Annotated in this window: 15 protein-coding genes, 1 tRNA gene and 1 pseudogene; 4 read left to right on the forward strand and 13 right to left on the reverse strand. The window is 60.7% G+C overall.

What is annotated here, in order from left to right:
* Positions 1-357: 357 nt before the first annotated feature.
* On the reverse strand, positions 358-1530 hold the full coding sequence (locus tag KUG85_RS10220) for a GGDEF domain-containing protein (protein ID WP_255606350.1): 1173 nt from the start codon (positions 1528-1530) through the stop codon (positions 358-360).
* Positions 1531-1796: 266 nt separating this feature from the next.
* On the opposite strand from KUG85_RS10220, the gene KUG85_RS10225 reads away from it, so the two are divergent.
* Entirely contained in the window at positions 1797-2555 is a 759-nt protein-coding gene (locus KUG85_RS10225) for a GGDEF domain-containing protein (protein ID WP_065816033.1), read from the forward strand.
* A gap of 27 nt (positions 2556-2582) precedes the next feature.
* Here KUG85_RS10225 and KUG85_RS10230 read toward each other — a convergent pair whose 3' ends face one another.
* Entirely contained in the window at positions 2583-2723 is a 141-nt protein-coding gene (locus KUG85_RS10230) for a hypothetical protein (RefSeq protein ID WP_223005097.1), read from the reverse strand.
* Complete coding sequence (locus tag KUG85_RS10235) at positions 2720-2887, reverse strand: hypothetical protein (protein WP_223005098.1); 168 nt, start codon at positions 2885-2887, stop codon at positions 2720-2722. Before KUG85_RS10235 ends, KUG85_RS10230 begins: the two co-directional genes overlap by 4 nt.
* A 683-nt stretch (positions 2888-3570) precedes the next feature.
* On the opposite strand from KUG85_RS10235, the gene KUG85_RS10240 reads away from it, so the two are divergent.
* Complete coding sequence (locus KUG85_RS10240; protein ID WP_223005099.1) at positions 3571-4314, forward strand: sulfite exporter TauE/SafE family protein; 744 nt, start codon at positions 3571-3573, stop codon at positions 4312-4314.
* Positions 4315-4399: 85 nt separating this feature from the next.
* Here the strand turns inward: KUG85_RS10240 and KUG85_RS21090 are convergent.
* The 6 genes and pseudogenes from KUG85_RS21090 to betI form a co-directional block, all read right to left on the reverse strand.
* Positions 4400-4658: pseudogene (locus tag KUG85_RS21090) on the reverse strand (helix-turn-helix transcriptional regulator).
* Between the two features lie 106 nt (positions 4659-4764).
* The gene (locus tag KUG85_RS10245) at positions 4765-5013 is read right to left on the reverse strand and encodes a hypothetical protein (protein WP_223005100.1); all 249 of its coding nucleotides are present in this window, start codon (positions 5011-5013) and stop codon (positions 4765-4767) included.
* A 64-nt stretch (positions 5014-5077) separates the two neighbouring features.
* Positions 5078-5154, reverse strand: a tRNA-Pro gene (locus tag KUG85_RS10250).
* A gap of 57 nt (positions 5155-5211) precedes the next feature.
* Complete coding sequence (gene betB, locus KUG85_RS10255; protein ID WP_223005101.1) at positions 5212-6675, reverse strand: betaine-aldehyde dehydrogenase; 1464 nt, start codon at positions 6673-6675, stop codon at positions 5212-5214.
* Between the two features lie 79 nt (positions 6676-6754).
* A complete protein-coding gene (gene betA, locus KUG85_RS10260) occupies positions 6755-8407 on the reverse strand; it encodes a choline dehydrogenase (protein WP_223005102.1) in 1653 nt (550 codons plus the stop codon).
* Complete coding sequence (betI, locus tag KUG85_RS10265; RefSeq protein WP_065818445.1) at positions 8400-9002, reverse strand: transcriptional regulator BetI; 603 nt, start codon at positions 9000-9002, stop codon at positions 8400-8402. Before betI ends, betA begins: the two co-directional genes overlap by 8 nt.
* Before the next feature lie 210 nt (positions 9003-9212).
* Between betI and KUG85_RS10270 the strand changes: the two genes are divergently transcribed.
* On the forward strand, positions 9213-10379 hold the full coding sequence (locus tag KUG85_RS10270; protein ID WP_223005103.1) for an acetyl-CoA acetyltransferase: 1167 nt from the start codon (positions 9213-9215) through the stop codon (positions 10377-10379).
* Here the strand turns inward: KUG85_RS10270 and KUG85_RS10275 are convergent.
* Positions 10372-11151: a DUF3750 domain-containing protein gene (locus KUG85_RS10275; protein ID WP_223005104.1), complete on the reverse strand. Its 780-nt coding sequence runs from the start codon at positions 11149-11151 to the stop codon at positions 10372-10374. The genes KUG85_RS10270 and KUG85_RS10275 overlap by 8 nt on opposite strands.
* A gap of 62 nt (positions 11152-11213) precedes the next feature.
* Between KUG85_RS10275 and KUG85_RS10280 the strand changes: the two genes are divergently transcribed.
* Positions 11214-12218, forward strand: a complete 1005-nt coding sequence (locus KUG85_RS10280) for an asparaginase (protein ID WP_223005267.1) — start codon at positions 11214-11216, stop codon at positions 12216-12218.
* Positions 12219-12593: 375 nt separating this feature from the next.
* Here the strand turns inward: KUG85_RS10280 and KUG85_RS10285 are convergent, their stop codons facing one another.
* The 3 genes from KUG85_RS10285 to KUG85_RS10295 form a co-directional block, all read right to left on the reverse strand.
* Positions 12594-13961, reverse strand: coding sequence for a TIGR03808 family TAT-translocated repetitive protein (locus KUG85_RS10285; RefSeq protein ID WP_223005105.1), 1368 nt, complete (start codon positions 13959-13961; stop codon positions 12594-12596).
* A gap of 64 nt (positions 13962-14025) precedes the next feature.
* Complete coding sequence (locus KUG85_RS10290; protein ID WP_065818440.1) at positions 14026-14412, reverse strand: type II toxin-antitoxin system death-on-curing family toxin; 387 nt, start codon at positions 14410-14412, stop codon at positions 14026-14028.
* The gene (locus KUG85_RS10295; protein ID WP_025030611.1) at positions 14409-14639 is read right to left on the reverse strand and encodes an AbrB/MazE/SpoVT family DNA-binding domain-containing protein; all 231 of its coding nucleotides are present in this window, start codon (positions 14637-14639) and stop codon (positions 14409-14411) included. The genes KUG85_RS10290 and KUG85_RS10295 overlap by 4 nt, the downstream gene beginning before the upstream one ends.
* Positions 14640-14669: the final 30 nt, after the last annotated feature.

Here is a 14669-nt window from a genome sequence, read left to right on the forward strand (position 1 = left end):
TCCTGCACAATAAGAACAAAAAGGGAACAAATCAATCGTTCCGTGATCCCGGACGGGACTGTGTGCAGAAATGAAAAGCCGCCAGACGATCGGCCCCACGGCAGGCACGATCAGTCTGACGGCTCACTCCAGCGCTCTTGCGGCGTTTTCCTGGAGAGCCCCCTCCGGACTCGAGGAAGAGAAGCATCAAACGTGCCAAATATGTTTGTTCCGGCTTTTTCACGCCTTTTCATGGGGTTGCCCGCACCATCGCCGGTTTCGTGCAAAACGTTTTGCGGTCATCGTGACACGAAGGCAGGCATCCTGCCCACAATGCAGGCAGGTCATCGCTTCTATGACAGGGAAGAATTTCCGGCTTCAGACAGCCACTTCAAGCCGATTGCCGCCGGTGGACTTGGCACGGTTGAGCGCCGTGTCGGCCTGCCCCAGCGCGATCCAGAAACTTTCCTTGCGCGGCAGCGGTGTGTGTAGCCCGACGCTGACGGTCAGCGGAATCTCGATCCCGTCGAGATGAAACGGGGTGTCGGCAACCGCGTTCTGGATGCGCTCGGCGAGCCCGAAGGCGCGTTCAGCGTCATAGGCCGGCAGCACCAGGGCAATGGCCTGGCCGCCAAAGCTCGCCACCATGTCAGTCTGGCGGACGGCGGACTGAACGACCGAAGCAACATGGCGTAATGTCTGCTCGCCGGCGGCATGCCCATGCGCTTCAACCACCTGATCGAACTCATCGATGTCGATCAGCGCCATGGAGTAGGGCTGTCCTGCCCAATTCATGGCGGCCGCGAGTTCCGGCCCCAGCTTGTCAAACACCCGTCTGTTCAAAAGCCCGGTTGCGGTGTCGGTGGTTCCCAATGGTGCCTCCTTCAGGCGTGGGGTGCCGAAATGCGAGCGTTGCAATTCGAGAATGCGACCGATGACCACGGCGGCAACGACATTGGCGACAATAGCAACAGATGCGACTTCGCCCAAGGTTTCCATGGCGATTTCCCGCGGCAGCAGGAACACCGAGATCAGCGACACCGATGCCAGAAGCCCGACCCCGGCCAGCGCCGGTATCGAAACACGCCGGCCCTTTACCATCTGGGCGAAAGCGAGGCTGATGGCACTGCAGATCAAAACGGCAAGAACGCTGCTCGCCACCGCGGCTCCACCGAGCCAGAGGCGACCGAGGACCGCGACCGCGGTCGTGACGGTCAACGTGATCCAGCCGCCATATGCCATGGCGAGGACGACGAAGACATTGCCAATATCGAAGGAAAAGCCGGAAGACGACGGTGCCGCGAGAAGGGCGGGGCCGATTGTGCCGGCCGAAAACATTACAGAAACGAGCAGATTGCGCTGCAGCGATGTCATGGTCAGTCGGGCTGCGCGCTCATAAAGAAGCGCCGCGATAACGGCAATTCCCAGACCTTGCAGGAACTCGGATACCAGAGAAACCATTTCCATGAGGTCTATCTCCGCGGAAGCCTGTCCGACTGCCTCATCATTGCCGGATATGACGAGCCAGTCCAATCTCTTGAATTCGCTCACCTTCAGGCGGAAACCCGATGGCTGCTTCTTCCGAAGCAGCCTCAGAAACCAGCAGGCTTCGCATTAGGTCCTGATCCTAAAGCATAGGCCGCCATTACTTTAGCTGATTGACAGTATGAATGATAAGGCAGGCAAATTACAAGAAATTCCAGCGAAAAGCTCCAGTTTTCACTTGTCAGTGCCATTTGGCCGGATGCTAGCTTCCGCTGGGTAACGTCATCTTTACGAGATCGGATTATTCATATGCCGGCAAAGTGGGGCGCGGAATGAGCTGGTTTCAGGCAGCATTCGACAGGTTTTATGGATTGCGGATCTGGCAGCAGGCCTGCTTCGTCACGCTTTTTTCCGTTCTGGGCGCTGATGCGCTGACCCTCGTTTTCTACGCCATCTTCTTTTCAGACCGGCTTTTGCTGGATCTGGTCCTGACCGCGTTCATCACGGTCGTGATCGCCTATCCCATTTCCTTCGTCTTTCTGCGCAAGACGGCGACGGTTGCCAGACTGGCCGCAGAACTGGACATGGCCGCCGCCACGGATTTCCTGACGGGACTGCGCAATCGGCGGGATTTCATGAGGATTGCCGGCGAAACCATCGACGCCACCGACGCATCGGCGGGCGTGGTCCTGTTTATCGATGTGGATCACTTCAAGCGCATCAACGACCGTTTCGGTCATGCAGAGGGCGACAGGGTTCTTGTTCTCATTGCTGAAGCGATCAGGCAGAGCGTTCGTGCAGACGACATCTGCGCCCGCATCGGCGGCGAAGAATTCGCGGTCTTCATGCCAGGTGCAGACCTGCCGCTGGCGCGCATGGTTTCCGAACGCATTGCAATCACATGCCGTCTTGTCGGCTGCGGCGCCAGCGTCGAAGACATCTCCACGACCGTCAGCATCGGCATCGCGGTACATCGCCCCCTGCAGTCCCTTGATGCGGTTGTCAAGGAAGCTGATTCGCTGCTCTACAAGGCAAAGCAGGGCGGCCGTGACCGTGTGGTGCACCATCCGCCACAGGAGATTGTCGCGTAGGTTCGGTGCCGGCCACTGCCTGTCGGACTACTCGACCTCGATGTGAAACACAGACCAGACCCGGCTTCGCTCTTCTTCTTCTTCGGGCACCCTGCGGCCTCCCGTGTCGTACACCAGCCATAACGGGCCAAACCCGCCGGTGCAGAGTGGCTTCCTGTCGCCTTTCATGGCCATAATCCAGTCGTGAGAGGCCATTTACCGGCGTCGATGGCGGCGTGAAGCGCACGCGCCTTGGCAAGCCATTCCTCTCGCACGGATGGAGGCTGCAGCTTCCAGCTTCCGCGTTCCAGTGCCGCAAACATGGTGCGCGCAGTGATCTCATACTGGTCCATGGAAAGAGAATTAGCGCCGCGCCGCTTGTCGGCAATGGTGCCAACGAGGAATGCTGACAAGCACCTTCAGCATCCCGTGTTAAACGGGCCGGACAATATCGATCGTCTGTGAGCGACCTGAGACCGGTGGCAGAGGGAAGCCAAGAGAAGCGGAAGCAGGAGGCGGCGTAACCCCAAGCAGCCGGTTCCGCCTCCCTACCAGTGATCATCCTTGTGGGCCTCCCTGTTCTTCCACATAAGAAAGAACAGGGCCGGCGCGTAGAAGGCGGTTATCAGCAATGAGCGTATGAGCGTAGCGGCGAAAGAGTGATGGTCATCGAAGAACATAAGCACTATAGCCGCTGCCATATGGGCGAAACCTGCCAGTACGAAGGCTAGGATTGCAGCTCTAAATGCGAGCCCGAGCATATCGTTCCTCTCTGGCTGACTGTCTGAACACCGGTCGGCCTTATCGGCGCCGGCGTTGCCATTTCCTTAATGCTCTCTCTGGTCCTTAATGCTCTCTCTGGGCGCTGGTTCCTGTAAGCATATAGCCGTGTGAACCAGATTCCGGCCACGGACACGTTTGGAGGGAAAGAGCAAAGCCATGTTGGCAAAGACCACAAAAACCAGGGGCGTGCCGATTTCTGATAAGGTATAATCGCAGCAAGGCGCCGTTGCGCTGGCCTGAGAGCTATACTCCGATGTCTGACTTCGTGCTTTTCGTTGCGGTCGGATTTGCAGCCCAACTCATAGACGGCGCCATCGGTATGGCTTACGGCCTTGCCAGTACGTCGGTCTTGCTGGGATTGGGCTATCCACCCGTTACAGCCAGTGCGAGCGTACACGCGGCGGAAGTGTTCACTACCGGCGCATCGGCCTTGTCCCATTGGAGATTTGGGAATGTGAGGTGGAGGATGGTTGCCCGCCTCGCAATACCCGGAGCGTTGGGCGGCCTCGTTGGTGCGCTCCTTCTTTCCTCTGTCGATGGAGGCACAATCCGCCCGTTCGTGGCCGCTTATCTTGCTGCGATGGGAATATGGATCGTCTGGAAGGCTGCTAGCCGAAAACCTCGCGAACCTGCCGAACCCAAGATGCTGCCGGCACTCGGGTTGGTTGGCGGGTTTCTTGATTCGATAGGCGGGGGCGGCTGGGGGGCGATCGTGACGTCGAGCATAATCGGGCAGGGTGCAGTTGCACGCACCGCGATTGGATCCACCAACGCCAGCGAGTTTCTCGTCACAGTCGCGATTTCTGGAACGTTCCTTCTGACCGTGGGCCTGGAACTCTGGCCGATCATACTGGGCCTGATCGTCGGAGGGATTATTGCAGCGCCACTCGCCGCGCTCGTCGTAAAGCACATGCCGGATCGCCCGATGATGCTGATGGTCGGTGTGTTGATCGCGGTGCTGGCAGCTCGCGAGATCGTAGGAACACTGGGCAACTAGCTCCGATCCGGTCACTCAAACTTCATTGCAAAAAACGCACAGAACGGCCCGGCCATGCGCTGGGGATTCTCGTATGTGGAATAGCTTAAGCGGCCGTGAGCGTTGGTATCCCGCTTATATCGACCTCGCGTTCAGTGTGCCAGGCATCATAGGCGGCCTGCATCCGGAGCCAGATGGCGGGGCCGTCGCCAAACAGCGTTCCAGGGCGCGCGGCAATGGCGGGGGATGCCGAGAAGATTGGCGATCTCTACCTTGCTCTTTCCAGTTGCCGGGATGATGTCCTCTAGCAGCGCGCCGGGGCGGAACGGGCAGCGCTCTGTGGGACGCTTCGGCTCATACACGATCGCAGCGAGGCTGTGAAACAACGTGACGAAGGTGAGCACATGTCCGGACTCTCTGATGAGAATATCCGCGAGATGATCCAGGCGCTCGATCTGATCAAGGGGGGATTCAGATGGCGGTCACATTTTCATGGTGGGCTACGCTCGCCGAGCACATCTGACGTGAACTCGGCATGTTCGGGCCGGAGCCGAAATCCGCCCGGCCCACTTGGCGGCCACCCGCCCCCCGATCACGGATCGCAATTGCTGCGGTTTCTTTCGAACTGTGAGTGCCGATCATCTCGCCATCACGCACAACCTGATAGCGGTTGCCGATTGGTTCGTATCGCAGGCGGGCGGAGATGCGGGGCTCTTTCATAAGCCGTTTCGGTCCGTGTGCACTCTATAGGCAGGGCGGTCGGCTTGTAGCTATCTGAAATAACTGGTCGGAGTGGCAGGATTCGAACCTGCGACCCCCTCGTCCCGAACGAGGTGCGCTACCAGGCTGCGCTACACTCCGTGACCAGACGGCGGGCTTATAGCTGCCGTCTTTCGACTGCGCAAGATCAAACCGTCATCAATATGGGCTTTCCACGTCTCCCATTTCCACATAGACGGATTTGACCTGTGAATAATGGGCAAGTGCCGCCATGGCGTTTTCGCGCCCGAAGCCGGACTGCTTCACGCCGCCGAAGGGCAGTTCCACCGGCGTGAGGTTATAGGTGTTGATCCAGCAGGTGCCGGCCTTCAGCGCCCCGATCACGCGGTGGGCGCGGGCGAGATCTCTCGTGAAGACACCGGCTGCAAGGCCAAAAGGCGTGTCATTGGCGCGCTCGATCACCTCGTCCTCGTCCTCGAAGGTCAGAACGCTCATGACCGGGCCGAAAATCTCCTCGCGGGCAATGCGCATCCGGTCTGTGACGTCGGTAAAGATGGTCGGTTCGACATAAAAACCGTCTTCAAGGCCCTGAAGCCGTGGCGTGCCACCGCCATGGTGCAGGGTTGCGCCGTCCTCGCGTCCGATCTCGATATAGCTCAGCACCTTGTCGTACTGCGCCTTGCTGATGAGCGGGCCGAGATGGGTCTCGGGGTCAAGCGGATCGCCCAGGCGAATGGCGCTGGTGCGCTCGGTGAGGCGCGACAGGAAGCGCTCATGGATGCCTTTCTGGACAAAGACGCGTGTGCCGTTGGAGCAGATCTGGCCCGTCGAATAGAAATTGCCGAGCATGGCCCCGCCAATGGCGTTTTCCAGATCGGCATCGTCGAACACGATCAGGGGTGATTTGCCGCCGAGCTCCATCGTGGCCGACTTCATCTCGCCGCCGGCGAGCGCCTGCACCTTTTTGCCGGTCTCGACGGAACCGGTGAGCGAGACCTTGGCGACTTCAGGATGGGCGACAAGAGAGGCGCCGACATCGCCCAGACCCTGCACCACGTTGAAGAGACCGTCGGGCAGGCCGGCCTCGGTGAAGATTTCGGCAAGCCTGAGGGCAGAAAGCGGGGTCACCTCGGACGGCTTGAACACCATCGCATTGCCCATGGCAAGCGCAGGGCCGGACTTCCAGCCGGCGATCTGGATCGGATAGTTCCAAGCGCCAATGCCGACACAGACCCCAAGCGGCTCACGGCGCGTATAGCCGAAGGAACCGCCAAGCTCGACCTGCTCGCCATTGAAGGCGGCGACGGCACCGCCGAAGAATTCGAGCGCCTCGGCAGCGGAGGGCGCATCGGCGACAAGCGTTTCTTGCAGCGCCTTGCCGGTGTTCAGCGTTTCGAGCTTTGCCAGTTCCTCATTGTGCGCAAGCAGGAGGTCTGCCGCCCGGCGCAGGATGCGGCCGCGCTCCACCGGCTTCAGCTTTGCCCATGTGGGCTGGGCGGCGCGGGCTGCCTCCACGGCCAGTTCGACAATGTTGGGCGTTGCCGAATGGACGCGGGCGATAATCTCGCCGGTGGCGGGATAGACGACCTCGATCACCTCGCCCTGTTCGTCTTCGACATAGCGGCCATTGATGTAGTGCGATGCTTTTGGCTGCGCGCGCATGAATTCTCCAGGTTTCGGAACGGAACATCGTTTCATGAAAACGCGTTCCCGATCCATTCAATTTTTTCGCATGGGTTTTCTAGCGGTCGGCTTCCCGCCAGCGCGGGTTGATCCAGGGCTCCTGGTTGGACGGGCTGAGTGGCGTGCGACCGAGAATATGGTCAGCCGCCTTCTCGCCGACCATGATGGACGGGCCGTTGAGATTGCCGTTGGTGATGCGTGGGAAAATCGACGAATCCGCGACGCGCAGACCTTCCACCCCGATCACCCGGCATTCGGCATCCACCACGCTCATGGCGTCGTCAGGCGCACCCATACGGCAGGTGCCACAGGGATGATAGGCGCTTTCGGCGTGTTCGCGGATGAAGGCGTTCAGTTCCTCGTCGCTTTGAATAGCCTCGCCCGGCGCGATCTCGCGGCCGCGATAGGGCGTAAAGGCATCCTGCGAAAAGATCTCGCGGGTGAGGCGAATGCAGTGGCGGAAGTCGCGCCAGTCGTCCGGATGGGACATGTAGTTGAAGCGGATTTCCGGCTTCGCCCAGGCGTCGCCGGACTTCAACCGGATCGTGCCGCGCGATTTCGAACGCATTGGCCCGACATGGGCCTGAAAGCCATGGCTCTTTGCCGCCGCCTTGCCGTCATAGCGGATGGCGACGGGCAGAAAATGGAACTGGATGTCAGGATAATCGACCCCGGCGGCCGAGCGCACGAAGGCGCCTGCCTCGAAATGGTTGGAGGTGCCGAGGCCCGATTTCAGGAACAGCCACTGCACGCCTATCAACCCTTTGGAAAGGAGATTGAGCTTTGAGTAGAGCGTAATCGGCTGAAGCGATTCCTGCTGGATATAGAGTTCCAGATGGTCCTGCAGATTGCCGCCGACACCGGGGCGATCCGCCACCACATCGATGCCGTTCTCACGCAGATGCTCCGCAGGGCCGACGCCTGAGAGCATCAGCAGCTTTGGCGAATTGACCGCAGACGCTGCGACGATGACTTCACGTCGTGCTTTAACGAGCTGAATCTTTTTGTGAGCTTCGATCTCGACGCCGATTGCGCGTTGATTCTCGATGACAATTCGCCGGGCGAAGCCATTGACGAGACTCACGTTCCTTCTCTTGAGCGCGGGCCTCAGATAGGCATTGGCAGTGGACCAGCGCCTGCCCTTGTGAATCGTCTGCTGAAGCGCGCCAAAACCTTCCTGCTTCGAGCCGTTATAGTCTTCCGTGGTCTCGAAACCGGCTTGGCGCCCGGCCTCGATGAAGGCCGAAAAGAGCGGGTTGTCGCGCGGCCCCTTGCGGACATGGAGCGGGCCTTCGGTGCCGCGCCAGCCGGGCTCGCCATCGGCCATCGTCTCCATACGCTTGAAATAGGGAAGGACGTCCGCATGGGCCCAGCCGGTCGCACCCTCATCGGCCCAGTGGTCGAAATCGCGCGCATGGCCGCGTACATAGACCATGCCGTTGATGGAGGAGGAGCCGCCGATCACCTTGCCGCGCGGCGTGGCGAGCACGCGGCCGCCCAGATGCGGCTCCGGTTCGCTCTGAAAGCCCCAGTCATAGCGCGCCATGTTCATGGGGAAGGAGAGGGCGGCGGGCATCTGGATGAACGGACCGAAATCGCTGCCGCCATATTCGATCACGATGACGGAGTTTTTGCCGTCTTCCGAAAGGCGGTAGGCGAGTGCGGCACCGGCGGAACCGGACCCGATAATGACAAAATCGGCCTCATGCATGGGGCTGGTTTCCATGGGACGGGTGCGGGGCTAGCGCCATGTCGAGATAATCTTCGACAAGGGCGATGGCTGCGGCGGAATCCTCGACGCCTTCGCCGAGCGCGCGGCGCAGATAAAGCCCGTCGATGAGTGCGGCTATGCCGCGTGCGGTGCGGATGGCGCTTGTGCGGGGCAGGTCAGTAAGCCCGCTCATCAGGTCGCTGTGAAGGCGGTGAACATAAATGCGGAAGAGGCGGCCGAGTGCCGCGTCACGCCGCGCCTCCACATAGAAGGCGAGCCATGCTGCGATGATTTCGGGGCGGAACTGATCGGGCGAGAGATTCACCGCGATGATCGCGCGCACACGGTCTGCGCCCGCAAGCCCTGCCATGGCCGGGCGGATCTCATCGCCGAGCTTCGCAAGGATATGGCGCATCGTGGCGAACAGAAGATCGTCCTTGCCGCCGAAATAATGGTGGGCAAGGGCCGTCGAGACGCCGGCCCGGCCGGCAATGTCCGACATGGTGACGTTGAGCGCGCCGCGCTCACCGATCGCACTGATTGCCGCATCGATGAGGGCGCGGCGGCGTATGGGTTCCATTCCGATTTTTGGCATGGGTCACATTTATTATTGATTGATTAATCAATCAAGAATTTTTTTGGCTTTACCCTGGGCAAGAAGCGCGTGGCGGGGAGCATCAGACGGTGAACAGGGGCTTTGTGGAAAATAGTTCACGCTTGAACAAAGTCGTCGGCAGTTTTATGGTGTCACCCACATGTTTGCTCTAATCTGCGGCATCAGTTGCCGCCCTCCGGGAGAGACGAGATGACCGCATGCATTGTGGGCTGGGCCCATTCGAAATTCGGTAAGCTGACCGACGACACGCTTGAAGGACTGATCGTTCAGGTGGCGCGCGAGGCGCTGGACCATGCCGGTATCGGGCCTGAGGATGTGGACGAGATCGTGCTCGGCCATTTCAACGCCGGTTTCTCACCGCAGGATTTTACGGCAAGTCTGGTGTTGCAGGCCGACGACCGGCTGCGTTTCAAGCCGGCGACACGGGTGGAAAACGCCTGCGCGACCGGCTCTGCCGCTGTGCGGCAGGGCGCCCGTTCCATCGCTGCGCGCGACGCCCGCATCGTGCTTGTGGTAGGCGCGGAGCAGATGACGAAAACACCCGGCCCGCAAATTGCAGAAAACCTGCTGAAAGCGTCCTATTTACCGGAAGATGGCGAGATTCCAGGCGGTTTTGCCGGGGTTTTCGGAAAAATCGCCGATGCCTATTTCCAGAAATATGGCGACCAGTCGGATGCGCTGGCGACACTCGCGGCCAAGAACCACAAAAACGGTGTCGAGAACCCGTTTGCGCAGATGCGCAAGGATCTGGGTTTCGACTTCTGCCGCCAGGAGAGTGAGCGCAACCCTTATGTGGCCGGTCCGCTGAAACGGACCGACTGCTCGCTGGTTTCGGATGGTGCGGCTGCGATCGTGTTGACGGATACGCAAACCGCACTTTCGATGCGCCGCGCAGTGGCGCTCAGGGCAAACGAGCATGTGCAGGACTTTCTGCCCATGTCGAAACGCGACATTCTGAAATTTGAGGGGTGTGAGGAAGCCTGGAAGCGTGCGCTCAAGAGCGCGCGTGTGACGCTGGACGATCTCTCCTTCGTGGAGACCCATGACTGCTTTACCATTGCCGAACTGATCGAATATGAGGCGATGGGGCTGGCAAAGCCGGGCGAGGGCGGAAAGATCGCGCTCGAAGGCCAGACCGAGAAGAACGGGCGGCTGCCGGTGAACCCCTCAGGCGGGCTGAAGGCCAAGGGGCATCCGATCGGTGCGACCGGCGTTTCCATGCATGCGCTGACGGCGATGCAGCTCACCGGCGAGGCCGGCGGCATCCAGATCCCCGACGCGAAGCTGGGCGGTATCTTCAACATGGGGGGCGCGGCGGTCGCCAACTATGTGTCGATCCTCGAGCGGATCAAGTAGCGGGCACAGCCTTCTCGCCGGCCGTCGCTGAGGGCCACAGTTCGACACGGCCGAAGCCCGGCACCTTGAGTGCCGGGCGGCGCAGATCGAGGCCTGCGACCAACCCCAGAAAATGCAACTCGAAACCGGAGCGCAGACCGGCGGCGATGCCTGCCAGGCCGCCGAGCGAAACATGCACATCGCTCCAGTCTGGCGTGTGATCAAAGGCGAAAAGGCCGGGGCGGTAATCGCGCCCGACAGCGGTCGGTGGCAGGGAAGCGTCGAGATCCGGTACATTGCGCAGCACGTGTGCGGTGAAGGAGTTGGAGTTCGGCCCGGGCCAGATCCCGTAGTCTCCACGCTGTGAGAAGGGATAGCTGGCTATGGCCGCTTCCACTTGCGGCATGAGGCGTTCGGCTTCCTCTCCTGTGATCGCGGCCACGACATAGGGCGTGTTGGAATACCAGCGCCCATCTGCCGGATAGGCGTTGCGGCGCACGGGACTGCCCCAGCCAACCTTGTCATAGCGGTCATAGGACGAAGCGCCAGCGCGCTTGAGCACGAGCCAGCTATGGACGGACAGGGCGCCCTTCATGCCGCCGGTGCGCGCGGCCATGACATAGATCGCTGCCTTTGGGTTATCGGTTGCGTGTGGAAGAACGCCGCTCGCGGACCAGTCGGCGCTGCGCCACGAGCCCGGCCGCTCCTGCACGGCCCACCATGCCAGCGAGGCGAAGGCCGGCAGAATGAAGACAAGGGTGATAAACAGCAAAGTCCGCTTGAAAAAACGCATGAGGGCCAGTCTATTGCGGTCGGCTTGATTTGAAAGTGAATCCCGCAAAATACGGTGAAAACATGGGCAATCCGGTTCTGGTCGAAGTGCTGCGCGGTAACGTTGTCGAGAGCAGGCACCGTGGCGCCATAGCCGTGTTTGACGCGGATGGCGGAAAGGTGATGAGCCTTGGCGACGTCGATCGGCCCGTATTCCCGCGCTCTGCCGTGAAAGCCATCCAGGCGCTGCCTTTCGTGGAAAGCGGGGCGGCGGATGCGTTCGGCTTCGGCAATCGGGAAATCGCGCTTGCCTGTTCGTCGCATTCGGGCGAGCCGGAGCACGCGGCGCTGGCGGTTGCCATGCTGGAGCGTGCCGGGCTTGGAGCGGATGCCTTTGAATGCGGTGCCCACTGGTCTTCGCAGGAACATGTGCTGATCGAGCAGGCGCGCAGTTTCGCGGAGCCGGCGGCGGCGCACAACAATTGCTCAGGAAAGCATGCGGGTTTCCTGTGCACCTGTGCGCATCTCGGCCATGATCCGCAGGGCTATGTGGCGCTTGGGCACCCGGCGCAGGACGCCGTGAAGGCTGCCATGGAGGCGGTGACGGGTGCAGCGCACGAGACCGACCTCTGCGGCACGGACGGCTGCTCCATTCCCACCTATGCCGTGCCGTTGAAGGCGCTCGCGCATGGGTTCGCACGCATGGCGACGGGGACCGGGTTCGCGCCCGAACGCGCGAAAGCCGCAAAGCGCGTTTTCGCCGCCTGTATGGCGGAGCCATTTTATGTGGCAGGCAGCGGGCGCGCCGATACGCTGATGATGGAAGCGGGCCAGGGGCGCATCTTCACCAAGACGGGTGCGGAAGGTGTGTTTTGTGCTGCAATCCCTGAAAGGGGCATCGGCATCGCGCTCAAATGCGATGATGGGGCCACGCGAGCCGCAGAAGTGATGGTCGCCGAAGTGCTGGCGCAGCTTCTGGATGGTGATGCATTGGCCGAGACGCTGCGTGATATGGCGCGGCCGGTTCTTACCAATCGGCGCGGCTTTGAGGTTGGGTCGCTGCGGCCCTCGGAAGCGCTGGTCGGATAGGGCGTTTAGAGCGTACCCGGTGAAAACAGGACCCACGGTGAACGGCACCGGTTTGCGTTGACTTGGTGCGTGGTTCGACAGGCTCACCATGAGGGAGGGCTTTGATGGCACATCCGTTTAGAACAGGACCCACGGTGAACGGCATCGGCCTGCATTGATGTGGTGCGTGGTTCGACAAGCTCACCATGAGGGAGGGCTTTGTTCACCATGAGGGAAGTGGTCGCTGCCACGAAGGCTGGCGGAACCGCGGCGCAGCGGGAGAGAGACCGATGCCCTCCCTCATGGTGAGCTTGTCGAACCACGCACCGCCCTTGGCCGCGCAATCATTGCATGCTCTCTGCTGCGAAGACGATCGCGGCAAACTCCCGTAATGTCCTAATCTGCCCGATTGCCGGCAAGCGTCAGGTGCGGGATGGTCTCGCTGCTGGAGCGCAGCAGATCGCCGGTGGCGGGCTCTGCCCAGCGATGGCCGACGACCGCGCCATTGGGTGTATCCTCGAAAACATTGCCGGAAATGACGGCTGCGCCCGAACCTTCGACGACGGAAACGATGATGCCGGTTTTCGCCTTCCGGATGACGTTGCCCGAAGCGGTAACGTTGCGCAGGAAGGGGCCCCAGCCCATGCGGATGCCCGCAAGCGGTGCGTTTTCGATGATGTTGCCGGTGACCGTGCTGTCGGCCTCGACATTGATGCCGATGCCGAAACCGGCCATGGGTGAGGGGTAGGGGCCATCTTCCGAAAGATTGCGGATGATGTTGCCGGTGCAGGCGCAGAGCCGTCCACCCTTGTCGAAATTGGCCATGGAGATGCCGTGGGCAGCCCCATCCACGAGATTGCCCGAGATGACCGCGCCCTGAAAGGCGAATTCCGCGTAGAGCGCGGTTTCGCCCGAGCGCAGGCAGGTGTTGCCGGATATCTGGAGATTGCCGGCGCTGTTGCCGCGTATGGCGGAAAAGGCGCAGTCGGCAATTTCATTGTCCGTGACGCGGAGATTGTCGGCGCGATAGGCATTTATGCCATTGCCATACTGGCCGGTGCCGCCCCTGTCGGCGCGGATACGGCTGATGCGGTTTCCAGAAACACGGCTGCCGTCCGCGCCTGGAGCGCTGCGGTGGATCAGAATGCCGCCATTGCCGCAATCGGAGACAGTGTTTTCGATGATATCGAGGCCGATCGAATCCAGTGCGTAGAGCGCGTAGTCGGTTATGTCGGTGATGGCGCAATCGCGGATATTGCCCTGTGTGCGGCGGAGCGAGAGGCCATTGCCGCCGCTGTTGGCGAAGGTGCAGGCTTCGATGGAAAGGTGCAGTGTACCGTCAATGTCGAGCAGGCCGCCGCCTGAACCGGAAGGCGGCATGAGTCTGCCATCGAATGCGAGGCCGGAGAGCGCGAGATGATTGCCCTCTCGCCCAGTCAGCAGCGACCCCAGATCATCCTGTTCCAGAAGGGTGGCGCCGGGAACACCGACAAGGCGAGCTTGGCGGGGCAGAACGAGACTTGAAAGACGATAACGACCCGGCGGCAGGAATATGGGAATGGATTCCGCGCTTGCCCGTTCAAGCAGGGTCTGGAGGGCTGCAGTCTGGTTCTGGGCTGCGTTGGGTGTGAGGCCGAATTCGGCTGCGTTTGCGGCACCCGTTGCAGCGCGTCGCAGTGCGGCGTCAGCGAAGGCTGTGCGCGGCATGGCAAGGCCGAGAACGGCGAACCCTGCGGTGGCTTTCAACAGGCGGCGGCGGTTCATATTGGTACAACTCCAACTTGGTCTGCTGTTGCCCGCTGTTGAATGCAGGTTTTGTGCCGCAGGATCAGGCTTCGAACGGGACGGTGTGGTCGCGGAAAAAACGGGCCGCACCTTCTTCGTCGATCTCGCCGGCGGCCACGAGAAGAACGAGTTGAATGACGTCTTCCTGCTCGGCTTCCATGCTGAGCCCGTTGAAGAAGAGAAAAAGGTCGGCCGCAGCGAGGCCGGTACGCTTGTTTCCGTCAACGAACGGATGGTTTTTTACGATACCAAACAGGTACGCTGCTGCGAGCGCGCACAGATCCGGTTCCTCATAGGCCTGTTTCTGCAGCGGGCGATGAAGCGCAGATTCCAGCGCACCTTCATCGCGGACGCCACTGGCACCGCCGTGAAGGCGCAACTGCTCGACATGCAGCGCTTCGACGAAGTCACGTGAGTGAAACTCTGTCACTTGGCCAGAACGCGGTAAGCCGTTTCATATTTCTTCATGCGCTCTCGAGCGATCTTCATCTTTCGCTCGAATTCTTCGGGATCATCCGCGGGAGGACGAAGGCGCAGTTCGGTTCCGTCCTCAAGAAGGTTGAGCGTGTCGCCAGCACGCAGATTGTAACGCTCAAGCACCTCCTTCGGCAGGATGACACCTTCCGAATTGCCGATCTTGCGAATGGTCACGTTCATGGCTTTGGCTCCGTCTGTTATAACTTAAGG

This window comes from Nitratireductor rhodophyticola (genome assembly GCF_019891355.1).
GTDB classification, from domain to species: Bacteria; Pseudomonadota; Alphaproteobacteria; order Rhizobiales; family Rhizobiaceae; genus Nitratireductor; species Nitratireductor rhodophyticola.

What these genes read in the sequence shown, in the direction of transcription:
- KUG85_RS10275 (WP_223005104.1), bottom strand. Translation starts at nt 11,151, where the DNA reads ATGCGTTTTTTCAAGCGGACTTTGCTGTTTATCACCCTTGTCTTCATT.
- betI (WP_065818445.1), bottom strand. Translation starts at nt 9,002, where the DNA reads ATGCCAAAAATCGGAATGGAACCCATACGCCGCCGCGCCCTCATCGAT.
- KUG85_RS10225 (WP_065816033.1), top strand. Translation starts at nt 1,797, where the DNA reads ATGAGCTGGTTTCAGGCAGCATTCGACAGGTTTTATGGATTGCGGATC.
- KUG85_RS10235 (WP_223005098.1), bottom strand. Translation starts at nt 2,887, where the DNA reads ATGGACCAGTATGAGATCACTGCGCGCACCATGTTTGCGGCACTGGAA.
- KUG85_RS10270 (WP_223005103.1), top strand. Translation starts at nt 9,213, where the DNA reads ATGACCGCATGCATTGTGGGCTGGGCCCATTCGAAATTCGGTAAGCTG.
- KUG85_RS10285 (WP_223005105.1), bottom strand. Translation starts at nt 13,961, where the DNA reads ATGAACCGCCGCCGCCTGTTGAAAGCCACCGCAGGGTTCGCCGTTCTC.
- betA (WP_223005102.1), bottom strand. Translation starts at nt 8,407, where the DNA reads ATGCATGAGGCCGATTTTGTCATTATCGGGTCCGGTTCCGCCGGTGCC.
- KUG85_RS10240 (WP_223005099.1), top strand. Translation starts at nt 3,571, where the DNA reads ATGTCTGACTTCGTGCTTTTCGTTGCGGTCGGATTTGCAGCCCAACTC.
- KUG85_RS10230 (WP_223005097.1), bottom strand. Translation starts at nt 2,723, where the DNA reads ATGAAAGGCGACAGGAAGCCACTCTGCACCGGCGGGTTTGGCCCGTTA.
- KUG85_RS10245 (WP_223005100.1), bottom strand. Translation starts at nt 5,013, where the DNA reads ATGAAAGAGCCCCGCATCTCCGCCCGCCTGCGATACGAACCAATCGGC.
- KUG85_RS10295 (WP_025030611.1), bottom strand. Translation starts at nt 14,639, where the DNA reads ATGAACGTGACCATTCGCAAGATCGGCAATTCGGAAGGTGTCATCCTG.
- KUG85_RS10280 (WP_223005267.1), top strand. Translation starts at nt 11,214, where the DNA reads ATGGGCAATCCGGTTCTGGTCGAAGTGCTGCGCGGTAACGTTGTCGAG.
- betB (WP_223005101.1), bottom strand. Translation starts at nt 6,675, where the DNA reads ATGCGCGCGCAGCCAAAAGCATCGCACTACATCAATGGCCGCTATGTC.